The 18,102-nt window shown below is 63.7% G+C and carries 15 protein-coding genes; 7 read left to right on the top strand and 8 right to left on the bottom strand.

Features of this window, described 5'->3' with window-relative positions; all coding sequences use genetic code 11:
• The first annotated feature begins 235 nt into the window (after positions 1-235).
• Both C8J36_RS02425 and C8J36_RS02420 read left to right on the top strand, forming a co-directional pair.
• A complete protein-coding gene (locus tag C8J36_RS02425; RefSeq protein ID WP_062592438.1) occupies positions 236-1,036 on the top strand; it encodes a GH25 family lysozyme in 801 nt (266 codons plus the stop codon).
• Positions 1,037-1,247: 211 nt separating this feature from the next.
• Complete coding sequence (locus C8J36_RS02420; RefSeq protein ID WP_245506431.1) at positions 1,248-2,507, top strand: lytic murein transglycosylase; 1,260 nt, start codon at positions 1,248-1,250, stop codon at positions 2,505-2,507.
• A gap of 67 nt (positions 2,508-2,574) precedes the next feature.
• Here C8J36_RS02420 and C8J36_RS02415 read toward each other — a convergent pair whose 3' ends face one another.
• On the bottom strand, positions 2,575-3,951 hold the full coding sequence (locus tag C8J36_RS02415) for a cation:proton antiporter (protein WP_281029219.1): 1,377 nt from the start codon (positions 3,949-3,951) through the stop codon (positions 2,575-2,577).
• Between the two features lie 341 nt (positions 3,952-4,292).
• On the opposite strand from C8J36_RS02415, the gene C8J36_RS02410 reads away from it, so the two are divergent.
• The gene (locus C8J36_RS02410) at positions 4,293-5,249 is read left to right on the top strand and encodes a DMT family transporter (RefSeq protein WP_132532223.1); all 957 of its coding nucleotides are present in this window, start codon (positions 4,293-4,295) and stop codon (positions 5,247-5,249) included.
• 394 nt (positions 5,250-5,643) lie between these two features.
• Here the strand turns inward: C8J36_RS02410 and metF are convergent, their stop codons facing one another.
• Together metF and C8J36_RS02400 are read right to left on the bottom strand one after the other, a co-directional pair.
• A complete protein-coding gene (metF, locus tag C8J36_RS02405) occupies positions 5,644-6,555 on the bottom strand; it encodes a methylenetetrahydrofolate reductase [NAD(P)H] (RefSeq protein WP_132532220.1) in 912 nt (303 codons plus the stop codon).
• Positions 6,556-7,569 (bottom strand): metalloregulator ArsR/SmtB family transcription factor, encoded by a 1,014-nt coding sequence (locus C8J36_RS02400; RefSeq protein ID WP_132532217.1) that lies wholly within the window; start codon positions 7,567-7,569, stop codon positions 6,556-6,558.
• Positions 7,570-7,716: 147 nt separating this feature from the next.
• Here C8J36_RS02400 and C8J36_RS02395 point away from each other — a divergent pair, with 147 nt between their 5' ends.
• On the top strand, positions 7,717-8,238 hold the full coding sequence (locus C8J36_RS02395) for an AAA family ATPase (protein ID WP_207897443.1): 522 nt from the start codon (positions 7,717-7,719) through the stop codon (positions 8,236-8,238).
• Between the two features lie 423 nt (positions 8,239-8,661).
• Here the strand turns inward: C8J36_RS02395 and ettA are convergent, their stop codons facing one another.
• Positions 8,662-10,311, bottom strand: a complete 1,650-nt coding sequence (ettA, locus tag C8J36_RS02390) for an energy-dependent translational throttle protein EttA (protein WP_062592426.1) — start codon at positions 10,309-10,311, stop codon at positions 8,662-8,664.
• 152 nt (positions 10,312-10,463) lie between these two features.
• Positions 10,464-11,453: a ribonuclease gene (locus C8J36_RS02385; protein ID WP_281029218.1), complete on the bottom strand. Its 990-nt coding sequence runs from the start codon at positions 11,451-11,453 to the stop codon at positions 10,464-10,466.
• A gap of 199 nt (positions 11,454-11,652) precedes the next feature.
• On the opposite strand from C8J36_RS02385, the gene C8J36_RS02380 reads away from it, so the two are divergent.
• Positions 11,653-12,600: an alpha/beta hydrolase gene (locus tag C8J36_RS02380; protein ID WP_132532211.1), complete on the top strand. Its 948-nt coding sequence runs from the start codon at positions 11,653-11,655 to the stop codon at positions 12,598-12,600.
• Between the two features lie 175 nt (positions 12,601-12,775).
• Here C8J36_RS02380 and C8J36_RS02375 read toward each other — a convergent pair whose 3' ends face one another.
• Positions 12,776-13,117, bottom strand: coding sequence for a TIGR01244 family sulfur transferase (locus C8J36_RS02375; protein ID WP_092984424.1), 342 nt, complete (start codon positions 13,115-13,117; stop codon positions 12,776-12,778).
• 76 nt (positions 13,118-13,193) lie between these two features.
• On the bottom strand, positions 13,194-14,120 hold the full coding sequence (locus C8J36_RS02370; RefSeq protein WP_132532208.1) for a DUF4432 family protein: 927 nt from the start codon (positions 14,118-14,120) through the stop codon (positions 13,194-13,196).
• Between the two features lie 237 nt (positions 14,121-14,357).
• Between C8J36_RS02370 and C8J36_RS02365 the strand changes: the two genes are divergently transcribed.
• Entirely contained in the window at positions 14,358-15,734 is a 1,377-nt protein-coding gene (locus C8J36_RS02365; protein ID WP_245506452.1) for a L,D-transpeptidase, read from the top strand.
• Positions 15,735-15,906: 172 nt separating this feature from the next.
• Positions 15,907-17,208: an FAD-binding oxidoreductase gene (locus C8J36_RS02360; RefSeq protein WP_132532205.1), complete on the top strand. Its 1,302-nt coding sequence runs from the start codon at positions 15,907-15,909 to the stop codon at positions 17,206-17,208.
• 58 nt (positions 17,209-17,266) lie between these two features.
• Here the strand turns inward: C8J36_RS02360 and C8J36_RS02355 are convergent, their stop codons facing one another.
• The gene (locus tag C8J36_RS02355; protein ID WP_062592414.1) at positions 17,267-17,959 is read right to left on the bottom strand and encodes a ParA family protein; all 693 of its coding nucleotides are present in this window, start codon (positions 17,957-17,959) and stop codon (positions 17,267-17,269) included.
• Positions 17,960-18,102: the final 143 nt, after the last annotated feature.

Raw genomic sequence — 18,102 nt, 5'->3', positions numbered from 1 at the left:
ATTCAAGACGGCCTCCCGCCAGATACGGGTGCTGCAAGGCCGACGATCCCGGCGGATCGGAGCATTTGGAGGGCTGTTTGACACAAGCCACGAACGCTATGCTGCGATCAGGGCTTGAAACTAACCCAATTTTTACGTTGATATGATGAACATGGGGTTCAGGTCTCCGGGGGTCGGCACATATGGGCAGTCACGGGTGAGGCACAACGTTCCATCATCAACGAACGGGAACTCCATGCGCCGGCTGCTCCTTGCTCTTCTGCCGCTTGTCTCGCTTCTGTCCGCGTGCACGTCGACCGATTACGACCTCGTGCAGACAGCCTCCATATCGCCCCGTTTCCAGGACAAGGATCCGCAGGATTTCGGCGTGCGCACGCCCCAGCATCACAGCATCCACGGCATCGACGTTTCCAAATGGCAGGGCGATATCAACTGGACGGCCGTCAAGCAGTCCGGCGTGTCCTTCGCCTTCATCAAGGCGACCGAGGGCAAGGACGTCGTCGATACCCGCTTCTCGGACTACTGGCCGCAGGCCCGCGCCGCCGGGATCGCCTATGCGCCCTATCATTTCTACTATTTCTGCTCGACGGCCGATGAGCAGGCCGACTGGTTCATCCGCAACGTTCCCAGAAGCGCGGTCCATCTGCCGCCGGTTCTGGACGTGGAGTGGAACGGCGAATCCAAGACCTGCCGTTATCGCCCCTCGCCGCTGACGGTGCAGACGGAGATGAAGCGTTTCATGGATCGGCTGGAAGCCTATTACGGCAAGCGCCCGATCATCTACACCTCGGTCGATTTCCACCGCGACAATCTCGTCGGACAGTTCAACGAGCATCACTTCTGGGTGCGCTCCGTCGCCAAGCATCCGGTCGAGATCTACAAGGACCGTCGTTGGGCCTTCTGGCAGTATACCAGCACCGGACAGATCCCGGGCATCTCCGGCAACACCGACATCAACGTCTTCGCCGGCTCCGAGAAGAACTGGCGTAAATGGGTGAAGGCCGTTTCCGAGCCGAAGCAGGTGGCCGGCAACTGACGCTCGCCCTGCCGCGGGGCTCCCGGCTCCGGCTTCCTTACGCCCGCTTCTTCATTCCGCCCTATTGCCGTGTGAGAGCGGCCTGACATCGCCGGTCCTGCGACCGGCGACCTTTTTCTTGTCGTGGCGTCTGCCCGTATTGTCTTGCCCGACCCGTATTGTCTTGCCCGACCCGCATTGTCTTGCCCTGATTGAATCGAAGGACCCGCTCATGCTTCGCACTCGCCTGCTCTCGTCCCGTCTCGCCGCTGCCAGCCTGCTCGCGCTGATGACGTCGGCTGCCGTCTCGGGACCGGCATCGGCCCAGACCGCGACACCGCCCGTGGAAAAGCCCGCATCAGCCGCTCCCGCCGCCCCGTGCGGCGGCGATCTCGCGGGCTTCCTCAGCGGTGTCAAGGCGGAAGCCGTGGCCAAGGGCATTCCGGCCGACGTGGTCGACCGCGCGCTGGCCGGCGCTGTCATCGATGACAAGGTGCTGGCGCGCGACCGGGCGCAGGGCGTCTTCAAGCAGACCTTCGCCGAGTTTTCGAACCGCACCGTCAGCAAGGCGCGTCTCGATATCGGCGCGAAGAAGATGAAGGAATATGAAAGCGTCTTCGCCCGAGCAGAGCAGGAATATGGCGTTCCCGCACCGGTCATCACGGCCTTCTGGGCGATGGAGACGGATTTCGGCGCGGTCCAGGGCAATTTCAACACGCGCAACGCGCTTGTGACGTTGTCGCACGACTGCCGCCGTCCGGAAATGTTTCGTCCGCAGCTGATCGCCGCCATCGAGATGGTCCAGCATGGCGACCTCGATCCCGCGACCACCACGGGCGCCTGGGCCGGGGAAATCGGCCAGGTGCAGATGCTGCCCGAAGACATCATCGCGCAGGGCGTCGATGGCGACGGCGATGGCCACGTCAACCTGAAGGACAGCTCGGCCGACGCGATCCTGACGGCGGCGAAGTTCATCAAGAGCCTCGGCTATACCGCGGGCCAGCCCTGGATCCAGGAAGTCACGCTGCCGGAAAACCTGCCCTGGGAAAAGACGGGCCTGCAGCCCGGAATGACGGCCGGGCAGTGGTTTGCGCTCGGCGTCAAGCCGCGCGACGGCAACACGACGTTCGGCGACCTCCCCGCCTCGGTGGTCATCCCGCAGGGCCGCAAGGGCGTGGCCTTCATGACCTATCCGAATTTCAACATCTACCTCGAATGGAACCAGTCGTTCATCTACACGACCTCCGCCGCCTACTTCGCCACCCGTCTTGCCGGCGCCCCGCCTTACGAGGCGCGCAATCCGGAACCCGGCCTCAATGACGAAGCCATGAAGGTGCTGCAGACCAAGCTCGACGCCATCGGCCATGATGTCGGCAAGATCGACGGGATTCTGGGCTCTGGCACCCGCGCAGCGCTGCAGCGCGAGCAGCAGCGCCTCGGCATTCCCGCCGATGGCTGGGCGACCCAGGCCGTCCTCGACGCCCTGCCGTAAACGTCAGACCTCCCCTCGCATCAAACGCCGCGCGTCGGAAACGACCGCGGCGTTTGGCATTGTCGGATCAGGATCTGCCGGATCCGTGATCGTCGGCGACGTCGTCTCCGGACGTCTCTGCGCCGGGCGTATCCTCTGCGGAGCCGCCCTTGACCGGTTGGTCGCGCCGATGCTGCCGGGCCAGCCGCAGCGCGCGATAGCGGAGGCGCAACGCGCGGCCGATGCCCACCAGCGCCGCACCGCCACGCGACACCTCGGCAAGCTCCCGCTGATAGGCGATCGCAAAGGCGTGGCCGTAGCTCTCGCGGTGCTCCGCGGCCAGCCCGTCCAGCCTGTGCATGATCGAGACCCACAGCGGCGACACCAGAAGGGAGAGCGCCGTGACGGCGATCGCAATGCGATAGGCGTCGAGATCGAGCGCCCCGGCCGAAAGGCCTGCGGCCGCGAGCACGAAGGAGAATTCGCCGATCTGCGCCATGGAAAGCCCCGCGACGAGCGCCACCTGCGGCGGCGATCCCGTGCGGCGCAGCAGCGCGATGTTCAGCACCGTCTTAGCCGCAATGACGACGACGGCGAGCGACAGGACGAGGACCAGATGCGCGGCGATGAAGGTGAGATCGATGAGAAGCCCGATCGACAGGAAGAAGGCGACGAGGAGCACGCTTTGGATCGGCTCGATGACCGGGATGACATGCGCCCGCAGCGTCGAATTGCCGATGACGATGCCGGCGAGAAAGGCGCCATAGGCCGGCGACATGCCTGCAAGGCCCGAGAGTGCCGCCGCCGAGAAGCAGACCGCAAGCGCGCCGAGCGCCAGAATCTCCACCTTGCCTTCGATCGCCGCGCTGAACGGCAGCCGCAGCTTTCCCCGACGTCCGAGCCACCAGAGGAGGCCACCGAGCAGCCCGATGGCGAGAAGCATCTTGATCGCGATCTGGACGAAACCGATCTCGCCGCCGCCTTCAGTGCCACCGAGACTGGTCACGAGAATGAGCATGGGGACGACGGCGATGTCCTGCGCGATCAGGACGCCGACCGCGATGCGGCCGGTCTCGTTGCGCAGTTCCCCGCGGTCATCGAGCATCTTCATCGCAACGACGGTGGACGAGAGCGCCACGACGAAGCCGAGAATGAGCCCTTCGGCAAGCGGCGTTCCGGAGACACCCGACAGGATCAGCGCGAGGAGGACGGACACGCCGATCTGCCCGCCGGCGACGAGCAGGGCCTGCCGGAGGCTGAGAATGAAAGCCCGGATCGACAGCTCCATGCCGATGAAGAACAGGAGCACGATCACCCCCATCTCCGCCAGAAGCGTCACGTTTTCGCTGTCGGAAATGAACCCGAACCCGGTCGGCCCGAGCGCCACGCCGGCCAGGATGAACCCGACAAGCGGCGGCTGACGCAGCCGCAGGAAGCCGAGCCCCATCAAGGCGGCGACCGCGATGACCAGCGCGATCGAGACGAGATCCTGTCCGTGACCGGCCGCCTCTGCGGCCGAATGGGCGGTGGATGACGTTTGCAGCAGCCCTCTCCTTATCCATGCGGATCGACCCTCAGCACCGCAGACCTGCGATCAAGGAGCCGAACAGACCGGCATGATCGGCATGAAGCGTCTGAGGTCAACCCTCAGCGAGGCCGGACCGTCCGGCTGAAGGCCCTTCGGAGAGCGCACTGCCCCGTCGAGCAAGAAACGGGTGGATGAGACACGGACAACTGCGCTACAGCCCCCGGCAGAGACCGGGAACGAAGGCGCAAGGTGCCCGAGCGCAGAGCGAGGAGGACGACATGACGATCGCGACAACACCGGTGGAAACGCGGATGACGCCGCTCACCTGGGGACTGCTGGCGCTGCTCGGGCTCATCTGGGGTGCTTCGTTCTTTTTCGGGCGCATCGCCGTCCAGCACGTCCCCGCCTTCACGCTGGTGTTTCTGCGCGTCTCGATCGCCGCGCTGGCCCTGCATCTGTTCGTTCGCGGCCGTTTCGACATCTACAAGGCGCTTGCAGCGCGGTGGCGCGCCTTTCTGGTGCTGGGGCTGCTCAACAACGCCATCCCGCACAGCTTCATCTTTCTCGGCCAGACACAGATCGGCGCAGGTCTTGCGTCCATCCTCAACGCGACAACCCCGATCTGGACCGTCCTCCTGGCCCATGTCCTGACGAACGACGAGAAACTGAGCCCGCGAAAGATCGGCGGCACCGCGCTCGGCCTGGCCGGCACGGTTCTGCTCATCGGCCCAAGCGCTCTCGGCCATCTCGGCGCCACATCCCACGGCATTCCGCTCTGGGCGCTCATCCTGCCGCTGGGCGCGGCCATCAGCTATGGCTTCGCAGGTATCTACGGCCGCCGTTTCCGCGGACTGGCGCCGCCCGTGACCGCCGCCGGACAGCTGACCGCCTCGAGCCTGATCATGCTGCCGGTCTCGCTGCTGGCGGACCACCCATGGACGCTGGCGATGCCGCCGCTGACGACGATCCTCGCCATCCTCGCACTGGCGCTCGTATCGACCGCCTATGGCTACATCCTCTTCTTCCGGATCATGGCGCGCGCCGGCGCAACCAATACGTCGCTCGTCACGCTGCTGGTGCCGCCCAGCGCGCTCCTCTTCGGGCTCGCCTTTCTGGGAGAGCGTCTCGACATCACGGATATCGGCGGAATGACCCTGATTGCCGCCGGTCTGATCGTTCTCGATGGCCGCCTGCTGGCCCGCAGGAAGCCCGGTCAGGATGTTGTTAACACCTGAAAACGAATCGTTAATTTCAGAATAATCTAAGGAAACAGTGACTTAAGGAGATGAATAGGGTCTCTGAGCCAAATGGCGCTGCAATGCAGCACAAGATTTTCTTGGAGGTGTGACATTTTCAACCTATGTTTCAAGCGTTAACGCTTGGAGGGTTGAATGGGAATCGCACGGTCCGTGAATGTTCTCATGATAGGTGCCTCGTTCGCATTCGTTGCGATGATGCTCTTCATCTAGGAGGAGATGAAAATCCGCCGGCCTTGAGGATGGAGGCCGATGGGGACACTCTCAGCGTGGGACGGGAGAAAATCGTCTCTCTGCTCTGGCATGCAGAAGCCCTCGAACGAACCTTCGAGGGCTTTTGTACGTCCGGCGCCGTGATTGAGACCGCAAGGGCTCAGGCCGCGGCACCCTCGGCAATGTCGTCCAACCGCTTGAAACCCACGAGATCGCAGACGGCCGTGATCAACGGCGAGCGGTTCATCGTATAGAGGTGGAAATCCCGGACCCCCCTGCGCGCGAGATCGACGATCTGCTCGGCGGCAATATGGGTCGCCTCCTTGAAGCGCTCTTCGGGAGACTCGTCCAGATGCGCAAGACGCAGAGCGAGCGCCTCGGGAATGCGCGCGCCGCAAAGGCCGGCAAATTTCGAGACCTGCGAGAACTGGTTGATCGGCAGGATACCGGGAACGACCGGAATGGTGATGCCCGCCTTGCGCACCCGCTCGAGGTAGCGTTCGAAGTCGTTGTTATCGAAGAAAAACTGGGTCAAAGCGCGGGTCGCGCCATTGTCCACCTTGCGCTTCAGCATATCGATATCGGCATCGACATCGGAACTTTCCGGATGCTTCTCCGGATAAGCGGAGACGGAAATCTGGAACCGGCCGCGGCGCGCCAGCGCCTCGACAAGTGCGGCCGCGTTCTCGTATCCATCCGGAAACGGCTGGTAGCGCGCACCAATCCCGCCCTGCGGATCGCCGCGCAGCGCCACGAAATGCCGAACGCCGGCGGCCGCGAATTCATCGACCACGGCATCCACCTCGGCCCGCGTCGCACCGACGCAGGTGAGATGGGCTGCCGTGTTCGGGATGGCGCAATCGTCGATCAGACGGCGAACGGTGGTGAGCGACCGCGCCTTCGTAGACCCGCCCGCCCCATAGGTCACGCTCGCGAATTCCGGCGCATAGGCATTCAGGGCCGCCGCCGTCCGCGTCAGTTGCGCATCCATCTCATCGGACTTCGGTGGAAAATATTCGAAGGAGAGGCGCAGATCGCCGCGCTCGGCCGGGTAAAGCGTGCGGGTGTACATTCAGCGGGCTCCTGCAGCAAGACGCCGGGTTTGTTCGGCGGAGGAATCGGCGGGCTTGACCGCGATCCAGATGGTAACGGTGAGCGGCGTCTCCTGCGCCGCCTTCGGCGAAAGATCGATGACGCGCTGAACGGAGAGACCGGCCGTCTCCAGCCACTCTCCCATCACCTGATGGGAAAAACCGAGGCGCAGATGGGCATGATCCTGACGCAGATGCTCCAGCATATGCGGCGCGAGATCGACGATCGCCAAGCGCCCGCCCGGCGCCAGAAGACGCGCCGCTTCCTCGATCGCCGCTTCCGGCGCCTCAAGAAAATGAAGGACCTGATGGATCGTCACCAGATCGAACTGGCGACCATCGAGCGGAAGATTGAAGATATCGCCATGACGCACGGACGCCGTGGAGACGCCGGTGCGATCCAGATTGGCGCGTGCCACCGCCAGCATGTCGCGGCTTGCATCGACACCGGTCGCGGTCTGGTAGAGCCCCTGGAAGAGCTGCAGGATGCGCCCGGTGCCCGTTCCGAGATCGAGCAGGCTCTCGACCGGCTCCGGCCCGACGGCTGCCACCAGCGCCGCCTCGACCTCGGCCTCGCTGACATGGAACCGCCGCATCGCATCCCACTCGGCCGCGTTGCGGCTGAAATAGGCCTGCGCCCGATCCGACCGCGCCTGCTTCAATGCGGTCAGACGTTCGCTATCCCGGGCGAGAACCGCGTCGTCCTTATCCGCCGCGTCGAGAACCTGGCGGATCAACCCAACGCCGTCCCCCTGCCCCCGCAACCGAAAATAGGCCCAGGCACCTTCCTGATAGCGATCGATCAGCGCCGCTTCCGTCAAAAGCTTCAAATGACGGGAAATGCGCGGTTGGGACTGTCCGAGAATCTCGGTCAGGTCCGTCACTGTCAGGTCTCCGGCAGCCAGCAGTGCGAGCAACCGCAGGCGCGTGGGCTCGCCCGCCGCCTTCAGCACATCCACCACCTCCTCCAGCCGCAATCTGATCTCGCTCGCCATGCTCTTCCCATCAACACATAAAGATATCTTTATGTGATAACGCAGGAGCCTGCAAGGAGAAAGACGGCTTGGCGAACAACCTTTCTGGACACAAAATCCAACAACGGTAGGATACGGACGTTATCCAACCGGCTCCAAGGCAATGTCATGTCGATCCTGATCGTTTTCTCCGGCTTGCCAGCAACGGGAAAGACGACGATAGCAACCAGCCTTTGCCGCCTTTTAACCGCCGTCCATGTGGGCATCGACAGTATCGAACACGCTCTGCAGTCCAGCCGACACCCTATGGCAGACAGTCCACTCGGATACGTCGTCGCCCAAGCTGTGGCTGCCGACAACCTTCGGCTGGGCCACATCGTCGTCGCCGACTGCGTCAATCCGGTCAAGGCTTCCAGAAAGGCATGGCGATCCGTTGCAGCAGAGACAGGCGCCATTCCCCTCGATGTGCGCCTGATCTGCAGCGACGTCCGCGAGCATCGGCGGCGAGCCGAAAGCCGTCAAAGCGATGTCATCGGCCTGATCAAACCCTCGTGGGACCGGATCTTTATCCTTGACGATGAGCCTTGGGACGGACCACCCGATCTGACCTTGGACACCGCGACCTCAAGCCCAGAGGCGCTAACAGCACAAATTGCGGCCCGGATCCGAAGCCTAAGGCCGACCCCATAGGGATAATGCAGCGGCTCTGGCGTCATCCCCGGGGCTATCAAGGCAACGCCCTCGATCGTTTCGTCAGGCGCCGCCTTGCGTTGCTTCAATCCACCAAACGTCCGGCGGCCGCCCTCTGGCGCAAGCCGGCATATTCACAGGAACGTCATGCGTCTGCCACGCCGAGCTATAGATGTCCGGCGTATGGATCGAACCCGCGATAGAGCCACGCATCGGATATGACCCCGCCGTCTTTCGCCTGCTGCGGAATGCACCCCGATCAAACCGACCGGAGAGCCATACTCTTGGGCCGCACCGACATCTCGTTAAGACGACACGCCTGACACGTCGGCGCAACATCCTTGCAATTGAACGCATGCGCCTCACGCGAAGGCACATGCATCTGGCGCGGGCTGAACGACGCGGAGCCCCTTGGACCGACGCTTAACGCGTCAGGCGCTTGTAGGTGACACGGCGCGGATTGACCGATTCCGGGCCGAGACGACGGACCTTGTCCTTCTCGTAATCCTCGAAGTTGCCTTCGAACCACTCGACATGGCTGTCGCCCTCGAAGGCGAGAATGTGCGTCGCGAGCCGATCGAGGAACATGCGATCGTGGCTGATGATCACGGCGCAGCCGGCGAATGCTTCCAGGGCCTCTTCCAGAGCCGAAAGCGTCTCCGTGTCGAGATCGTTCGTCGGTTCGTCGAGCAGGATGACGTTGCCGCCGTCCTTCAGCATCTTGGCAAGATGGACGCGATTTCTCTGGCCGCCCGAAAGCGAGCCGACCTTCTGCTGCTGGTCGCCGCCCTTGAAATTGAAGGCGCCGCAATAGGCGCGGCTGTTCATATCGTACTTGCCGAGCTTGATGATGTCGTTGCCGCCCGAAATCTCCTCCCAGACGGTCTTGTCGCCACCCAGCGAGTCGCGGCTCTGGTCGACATAACCGAGATCGACCGTCTCCCCGATGGTGATCTTGCCGGTATCCGGCGTTTCCTGACCCGTGATCATGCGGAACAGGGTCGTCTTGCCGGCGCCGTTCGGGCCGATGACGCCGACGATGCCGCCCGGAGGAAGCTTGAATGTCAGGTTGTCGATCAACAGGCGGTCGCCATAGCTCTTCGACAGGTTTTCGGCCTCGATGACCACCTGACCGAGCCGCTCGCCGACCGGAATGACGATCTGCGCTTCGCCGGGCTTGCGGTTCTCGGCTGCTTCCACCAACTCGTCATAGGCGCGGATACGCGCTTTCGACTTGGCCTGGCGTGCGCGGGGACTGGACGCGATCCACTCCTGCTCGCGGGACAGCGCCTTCTGTTTGGCGACATCCTCACGGCCTTCCTGGGCAAGACGCTTGGCCTTGGACTGGAGGTAGGCCGAATAGTTGCCTTCATAGGGAATGCCACGGCCGCGGTCGAGTTCCAGAATCCAGCCCGTGACGTTGTCGAGGAAGTAGCGATCGTGGGTGATCATCATGACGGCACCCGGGTACTCCCGGAGGTGCTTTTCGAGCCAGGCGATCGTCTCGGCATCCAGGTGGTTGGTCGGTTCGTCGAGAAGCAGGAGATCGGGCTGCGACAGAAGGAGCTTGCAGAGTGCGACGCGACGCCGCTCACCTCCCGACAAGCCCGCGACATCGGCATCGGCCGGCGGGCAGCGCAGCGCGTCCATGGCCATCTCGACCTGACTGTCGAGATCCCAGAGGTTCTGACTGTCGATGACGTCCTGCAGACGCGCACCCTCGTCGGCCGTCTCGTCGGAATAATTCATCATCAGCTCGTTGTAGCGCTCGAGCACGGCCGTCTTGTGGGCCACACCTTCCATGACGTTGCCCAGTACGTCCTTATCCGGATTGAGGTGCGGCTCCTGTGGCAGGTAGCCGAGCGTCGCACCCTCGGCGAGCCAGGCTTCGCCGGTGTATTCCTTGTCCAGACCCGCCATGATGCGCAGGACGGTCGATTTACCGGCACCGTTCGGGCCGAGAATACCGATCTTCGCATCCGGGTAGAACGAGAGATGGACGTTCTCCAGGACCTTCTTCGTGCCGTAGGCCTTGTTCAGCCCGGCCATGTGATAGATAAATTGACGCGCCATGCTCGATCAATGCTCCGCGGGAAATGGAATTTGGCCCGCTATGTAGGCGAATTGCGCCGGGGGAGCAATGACGCCCGCCCTCATTTCCACCCCGATGCGGAATTGAAGCGCGCAGGCCAGAGGACAGCCTAGAGCACCGAACGACGCGGCGGCTAACGAAGCTCGATCGCAGCGCCGGCCCGGCTCGCTCCCGTTCCCACCGTCCCGACCACCGCCTCGTTTCGAGACCGAAGTTGCCGTGACGATCCGGCGGCATCGAGCAGACCGGCACTGCAGCGCGAGCGGATGGGTGCCGCCCCAAGCATCGACGTCGCAAGATCCGATGCTTCGTCCATCGTTGCGGAGAGACCGATCGTCAGTCCCGTCACAAGCGTCCGATCGCCGACCTTTCGGCACTGAAGACGAACGCGCTCCCCGGCACCCGCCGCAAAATCCGTATCGAAGGCCGCCCTCACCTCGGCTTCGGTGATGTCCAGACCGACTTTGCTGCGAAACAAGGCGCCGACGGCCGAACGGTTGACGGCCTCGAGCAGGCGGATCTGAAGAGAGAAGTAAGCGTCCGGCTCGAGGGTCTGGCAGCTGCCGCTTCGCAACCACATGTGTCGGTCGAGGCCAGAGGCGACCCCGGGCATGGCGACAGCAAGCTTCGTGGCAAGCTCTGTCGGCAGCGGCACCGCGGGCAGCGCCAGCCAATCGCGCTTGCGATCCTGAGCCTGCAGAGCCTCGGAGACTTTGCAGAAGCTGTTGCGAACCGGCCAGAGGCCGGCGAGCGTCAAAGCTCGCGCATCGGCACGCTCCGACGTCTGCCCCAAGCATTCCGGGCGTTTGGCTTTCGTCTCGCAGAAAGCCGGCAACCAGCTGAGCCCGAGGACAGAACCGGTTCGTCCTGCCGCGGGCTTGCGATCCTGGCTCCTCGTCAGGTCAGAGCGATCGGCCGGCGCCGGCGGATTGGAGGACGCCGCGGGATTGGAGGACGTCGGTGCAGCGAGTGCTTGAGGCGCTTTCTGTACCGTTGAAGCCGCTGGAGCCGTCACCTCCCCCGCGTAGACGTCATCCGCTGAGCCCGCCACCGCCAACGCAAGGCAAACGGAGAAGAATAGCCCGAGGGAACGCAGGTTTCGGTAGAAACGCCATAGTCGCATCGGCGCGGAAAATGCACTCGGAACACCCAAAAACATCATTTCGACCTCCAGAACAAAACAAGATCAATGAAGGACTAAAACAGGATAAATGCAAGAACGAATTGTGCACGGCTCACAATTTTTTAGGGAATGCTCATATTGACATCTCCGTTCTGTGCCCGGATAGTGGCGGCGGGGATGGCTTCTGGAGGAGACGATCGTGACATTCGAGGAGAGGCGGCTGGCCAGCCCGTCCGGTGCGGATCTCGCGATCTATCACATGCCGGCAACGACGCCGGTGCGCGGTTTGCTTCTGGTCAATCACGGCGTGGCAGAGCATGGGCGGCGCTACCTGAACTTCGCCGTGTCGATGGCGGCACAGGGGCTCGCCGTCTATGTCCACGATCACAGGGGACATGGTGCGACGCGCAGTCCGGCGCATCTTCAGGGGAGATTTGCGCCCGATGGAGGTCTCGATGCCGTGCTGGAGGATGTGGCGGCGGTCCGGAATTGGGCGGCGTCGGATCATCCCGGTTTGCCGATCATCCTTTTCGGCCATTCCATGGGCGGCTTGGTCGCTCTGAATGCCGCGGAAAGAGATCCGGGGCTCTATGACGGTCTTGCCGTGTGGAATGCGAATTTTCATCCGGGCCTCGCCGGTCGGTTCGGGCAGGGCGTTCTTGCGGTCGAGCGGATGTTGAAAGGCTCGGATGTGCCGAGCCCGATACTGGCTCGCCTCACCTTCGGTGCGTGGGCGCGCTCGATCGCTGAGCGGAGAACCGATTTCGACTGGCTGTCCCATGACCCGATGGAGGTCGATCGGTATGTTGCCGATCCCCTTTGCGGATTCGACGTCACGGTTTCGCTCTGGATCGAACTGTTTCGTATGAGCTACGCCGGTGCGACGCTGGATCGTCTCCGTCGGCTTCCGCCGGACATGCCGGTCAACCTTGTCGGCGGCGGAGAGGATCCGGCGACCGAGAATGGAAAAGCCGTATCATGGCTGCAAACCCGGATGAAGAAAGCGGGCCTGCGGCAGGTAACCGCAACGATCTATCCGGGCGCACGCCACGACACTCTGAACGACACGGTCCGGGCGCGCGCTGAACAGGCGTTTTCCGCCTGGTGTCGCAGCGTCGTCGAGCGCTCGCGGGGTGCGCCAGACTAGGCAGAAGCAGGAGGCCGAAGCGCTTTCCGCCAAGCGCGCATGTCACGGAGGGCCTTCGGACGGAGGCCAGAGAGGGACGATACGAGAGGGACGGTCCTGAGGGGCGGTACTGAGAGGGCCATACTGAGAGGCACAGTGCGGAGCGAGCCGCCGAGCCCTCCTGGAGACATCGAGTTTACCCGCGGATATGTTGCGTCTGCTGGTAGACGGCGGTCGAGCGGGCGCCGGAGCGGCAGTAGCCGAGCATGGGGCGCTGGAACGTGTCGAGCGCATCGACCATCTTGTGCACGGCATCGGCGGTCACGCCAGCGGGGCCGACGGGAATATGCATCGTCTCTATGCCAAGCGCATGGGCGCGTTGCTCGATCTCGGCAAAGTCCGGCTGGCCGGGCTGCTCATGGTCGGGGCGGTGGCAGACGATCGACTTGAAGCCCAGGGCCTTGATCTGATCGAGGTCGGCTGCTGTAATTTGGCCGGTCACGGAATATTCGTCGTTGATCGGGCGGATGTCGTCCATGCTGGTTCTCCTCGACGCGCGGCGCGCCGCAAGCTTCGTTGTCGAAGATGTAGGACGCCTTTGCGGCAGAGGTCAATCAGGTCAGGTCCGCTTCCTCCGGGGCGACGATGCCGAACATCAGTTCGTATGCGATTGCGGCGCCCCGCTTGAGCATGAAAAGCGCGCCGCTCTCGGCAAGCGCTGGGCGCTTGGCGATGCGGTGGGATACGGGCTCGATGCTGACCACGTTCGCGTCGCCGCGCTGGCAACGCCACATCTGGAGGAACGGTAGGTGGTCGCTCCTGAAACGGATGTCGAGCGAGCGGTTCGCGAGCGCCGCAAAGGGGCCAATTCGCACCCGTGCCCAGTCGTCTGCGGCGATCGCCGCACCGGTGGCTGCACGGCCAGCGGGTTTTGCATCTGGAGTTGGTTTTGCATCTGGATCGGCAGCATCCCCGTAAGCCGGAAAAAGCACATGCGCGCTCTCGCTTTCGCCGAACCGCCAGCCCATGACCCCGCCCGGGATCATGGCGCCGGTGACACAGGTGCTGCTGTCGAAGAGCCGACCGGCGATATTCAGATGATACATCCACAGGGGCGGAAATGGCGTACCGCCGGTATTCTCCACCCGATCGCGGAGATGAACCGCACCCTGCGTGATCGACCAGCGGCGGCTCAGTCGGGCCTTGCCGCCATCGGCCAAGGCGATATCGACGATGGCATGGCACGTATTTTCCGTCGCCTCCAGCGTTTCGGCCTGGACCGGCGTGCCCGAAAGCGAGCCATGGAGAGGATAGAGGCCACCTTTGGACGTTGGCTCGGGATGGCGGATATGGTCCGGGCCGCAGGTAAAGAGGAACCCCTTCAGGGCCTGATCGATGCGCGGATCCCCATCGGACGGAATGGCCTCGCCCGGCGAGAGGTCCAGTCCATCGACCACCAGCGCCGCCACATCCATCGCGGATGCGCTGTCCAGCAGCAGCGTCACCCTTTTTCCCGCATGATCATCGTCCAGTCGCATCATCTCCCCCTTCTGACGCGGGCAGGCGTTTCCTTGCTCTCCGACGTCTCGCTTTTCGCATGGTTAGCAGTTCTTTAACGTTGAATTCAGGCTTTTCATATTAACGTCCCATTCCGCTTGTAGCTCGCGGGTCGGCCCGCCCATCAACAGGTTCCCGCCTATCAACAGGTTATTGTCGTGACGATCGCTCCGAGACGTACCCCACCCTTCCTTCTGGCCGCCCTTTTGGCGGCCGGCCTTCTGCCGGTTTCCACGCCGGTTTCGGCGCAGTCGCGCCTCGTGCTCTCGCCGGATCAGGTTCTGGTGACGCCACAGGGGGATGTTCTCGATTTTGTCCCTGAGAATGGTGACGTTCGCGTGATGCGCGATACCCGCGGCCGCACGGTGCTGGTGGACAATTGGGGCAATATCGTCGCCACCGTGATGGGGTCGCGCGCCGCCAATGCTGAACGCCGCCGCCCGCCGCCCGATTCCTACGGCGCGGAACCCTATGGCGACGAGGCCTTTGGCGGCCGGCCGCAGCAAGACCGGACCTACGGAAACAGCGCGTTCGGCAACGAGGCCTATGGCGACCGACCCTATGTCCGCAGGCGCGACGGCGGGAACGGCGTTCCGGATTATCGCAATTTCGTGCCGCCAGGCGTCGAGCGGGGCGATCTTCCGGCCGCAGACGAGCCGCTTCCGGACGAAAACGACATGGCCGCACTGCCGCCCGAGCAGCCGCCGGCGTCGCAGGGGACCGCCCTGCCCCGCGCGACGGCCATCACCCGCAAATCCAGCGCCGAAATCACGGCCCTGCAGGTCTTCCTCGATCGCGAAGGCTTTTCGCCCGGCGTGATTGACGGCAAGAACGGCTCGAACGTCACCAAGGCGATCGAGGCGTGGCAGCAGGCAACCGGGGAGACGCTCGACCCGAACAACACGGAAGACACGCTAGAGCGCCTGCGTCTCAGCGGCGGCCTGGCGATCACGACCTACACCATCACGGCTGCGGATGCTGCCGGTCCCTATGTCGCGGAAATTCCGGACGATTACGCCCACAAGGCGCTCCTTCCGCACATGTCCTTCACCTCGACCACGGAAATGCTCGGAGAGCGCTTCCACATGGACGAGGCTTACTTGCGCGAACTGAACCCCGGCGTCGATTTCACCATTCCGGGAACGATCATCAAGGTCATCAATCCGGGCGAGCCGAAGACAGGCAAGGTGGCGCGCATCGTCGCGGACAAGCCGCGAAAGCAGGTTTTCGCCTATGACGAATCGGGTGCGCTGATTGCGGCCTACCCGGCAACGATCGGCTCCTCGGACACGCCCTCGCCGTCCGGCACCGTCCAGGTCGATCGCATTGCGCTCAACCCGGGCTATACCTATAATCCGAAGATCAACTTCAAGCAGGGCGAAAACGACAAGGTCCTTACCCTGCAGCCCGGGCCGAACGGCCCTGTCGGAACGGTCTGGATCGCGCTGTCGAAGCCGACCTACGGCATTCACGGAACGCCGGAGCCGTCGAAGATCGGCAAGACCCAGAGCCATGGCTGCGTGCGACTGACCAACTGGGATGCGACGGAACTCGCCAAGATGGTGAGCGTCGGCACGACGGTCGAGTTCCTCGACTGATCGCGGACGCGGCGACAAGACAAGGACGGCTGCGAAGACGGCGGAGCAGGAACAGCGCTGGAGGTCAGGGTATCGCCCCGGCATCACGTCATCCGCGATTGTCATGAGGCATCCGGGGCCAGGATCGGTTATCTCTGGGCTGCAGAGCTTTAGACACAGTAAGGATGCCCGCATGGCGGATGAACGCGCGCGTTACAAGATCGGGCCGAACCTCTGGCATGCGACCGCGCCGCCTCCGCCGCAGACCTTGATGCTGGACACGGATGTTACGGCAGACGTCGCCGTCATCGGTGGCGGATTTACCGGACTTTCCGCGGCCCTGCACCTTGCGGAGCAGGGCGTCGATGTGGTCCTCATCGAGGCGCGCATGATCGGGTTCGGCGGGTCGGGGCGCAATGTCGGCCTCGTCAACGCCGGCATGTGGACGAAGCCGGCCGATCTGATCGCCTCTCTTGGAAAAGAACCTGGCGAGCGCCTGCTGCACGCCCTCGGCGATGGTCCGTCCCTCGTCTTCGATCTGATCGAGCGGCACGAGATCGCATGCGAGGCGGTGCGCAACGGCACGCTGCACATGGCCGTGGGGGCGGACGGTCTCGCGGATATCACCGATCGGCAGGCGCAATGGGCCGCTTTCGGCGCCCCGGTCGAGGTGCTCGATACGGACCGGGCCCATGGGCTGACCGGCGCGGAGGGATTTGCGGGCGGCCTTCTCGATCGCCGCGCCGGCACCATCCAGCCTCTCGCTTACGCCCATGGCCTGGCCCATGCAGCCGTCAAAGCCGGCGTCCGCGTGTATACCGAGACGCCGCTGACGGGTGCTGCCCGCGAAGGCGTCGCCTGGGTCCTGAAGACGCCGGCCGGCCGTGTGACGGCACCGAAGGTCGTGCTGGCCACCAATGCCTATGGCTCGCTGGTCGATGGCATGCCGTGGAGCGCGCCCGCGAGCGAGCTGACCATTCTTCCCTATTTCCAGTTCGCCACGAAGCCGCTTTCCGCCAACGTCGCAGCCACGATCCTGCCGGAGCGCCAGGGTTGCTGGGATACCGGCATGGTCATGACCTCGTTTCGCATGGACCAGCAGAACCGGTTGATCTTCGGCAGCATCGGACGCCTCGATGCCGTGGCGACCGGGACGCATCGCGGATTTGCCGAGCGCTCGCTTGCGGCGCTCTTTCCGCAGCTCGGCGCGATCGATTTCGAATATTGGTGGGACGGCCGTATCGGCATGACGACCAATGCCCTGCCCAGGCTTCACACGGTTGCGCCCGACGTCCTCTCGGTCAGCGGTTATAATGGCCGGGGCATCGCGCCCGGCACCGTGTTCGGTCGGGCCCTCGCCCACCAGATTACCGGTCGCGCCCATGCCATGCCGCTCGACGAGACGCCTGTCACGCCCGATCCGCTGCGGACGGTGAAGTCCGCCTTCTACCATGTCGGCGCGCAGGCAAAGCACCTGATCGACCGGCGCTTCTGAAGCAGGGTCCGAGACACGGAACGCGGCACCGTGATAATGCCGCGTTCGGGACCGTCGATCAGGCCGCGCGGCGGAAAGCGCGAGTGACGTTGAGCGGCACGAGGCGGCGGACCTCCTCGGCGAACAGGCGGGCGTTCTCGCGTGCCTTGTCCAGATTGCTCACGCGCGCGGGGTCCATGGTCTGCAATGTCCCGCCGCAATCGAACACATCGCGGAAGGCCGCGCGCTCGATGATCGGCGTTTCCAGAACGCGCACGTTGCGGCTGGCCAGAAGCCCCTTGACCACCTGCAGGGCCCGCGTCGTCACCAGCGAGCTGACACGCGTCAGCACCACGGAATGGTCAATGCGCACGCCGGCCTGCTTTTCGAGCTGTGCCAGGAGTTCCAGCACCTGCGCGCCGCCCTTGGCATCCATCGAACAGCCCTGGATGGGGATGAGCACATGGTCGGACAGGCCGATGGCGGTTGCCAGCAGGCTGTTGCGCGCACCGGCGAGGTCGATGACGAAATAGTCGGTGCTGCGGCGGTTTTCGATGATGTGGCCCTGGATCGAGGCCATCGAGATTTCCGAGATGACGTCGATGTTCGGGACGGCACCGGAGATCTCGTGCCAGGTCGAGATCCAACGCTGCGGATCGGCGTCGAGCACCGTAACGCGGTTGCCGGCGCGTGCGAGTTCCGTGGCGAGAATGAGCGCAGCAGTGGTCTTGCCCGCGCCGCCCTTCGTGTTGGCGAGTGTAATGACTGGCATGGAAACCTCTTTGGGGACGCAGAGCCCCGGTTTGCCCCGCAATCGGCTCCAGCCCCTGAAGCCGCCGCGGTTAAGCCAAATCTTTCAAATCGTGGTTAATGAAGTCTTAACGCACGATACGAGAACCAATGAGAGAAAGCCTG

Source organism: Rhizobium sp. PP-F2F-G48 (assembly GCF_004342335.1).
Taxonomy (GTDB): Bacteria; Pseudomonadota; Alphaproteobacteria; order Rhizobiales; family Rhizobiaceae; genus Ferranicluibacter.
Note: the sequence above shows the minus strand (reverse complement) of the source record. Positions and strands in the feature narration are given on the sequence as shown.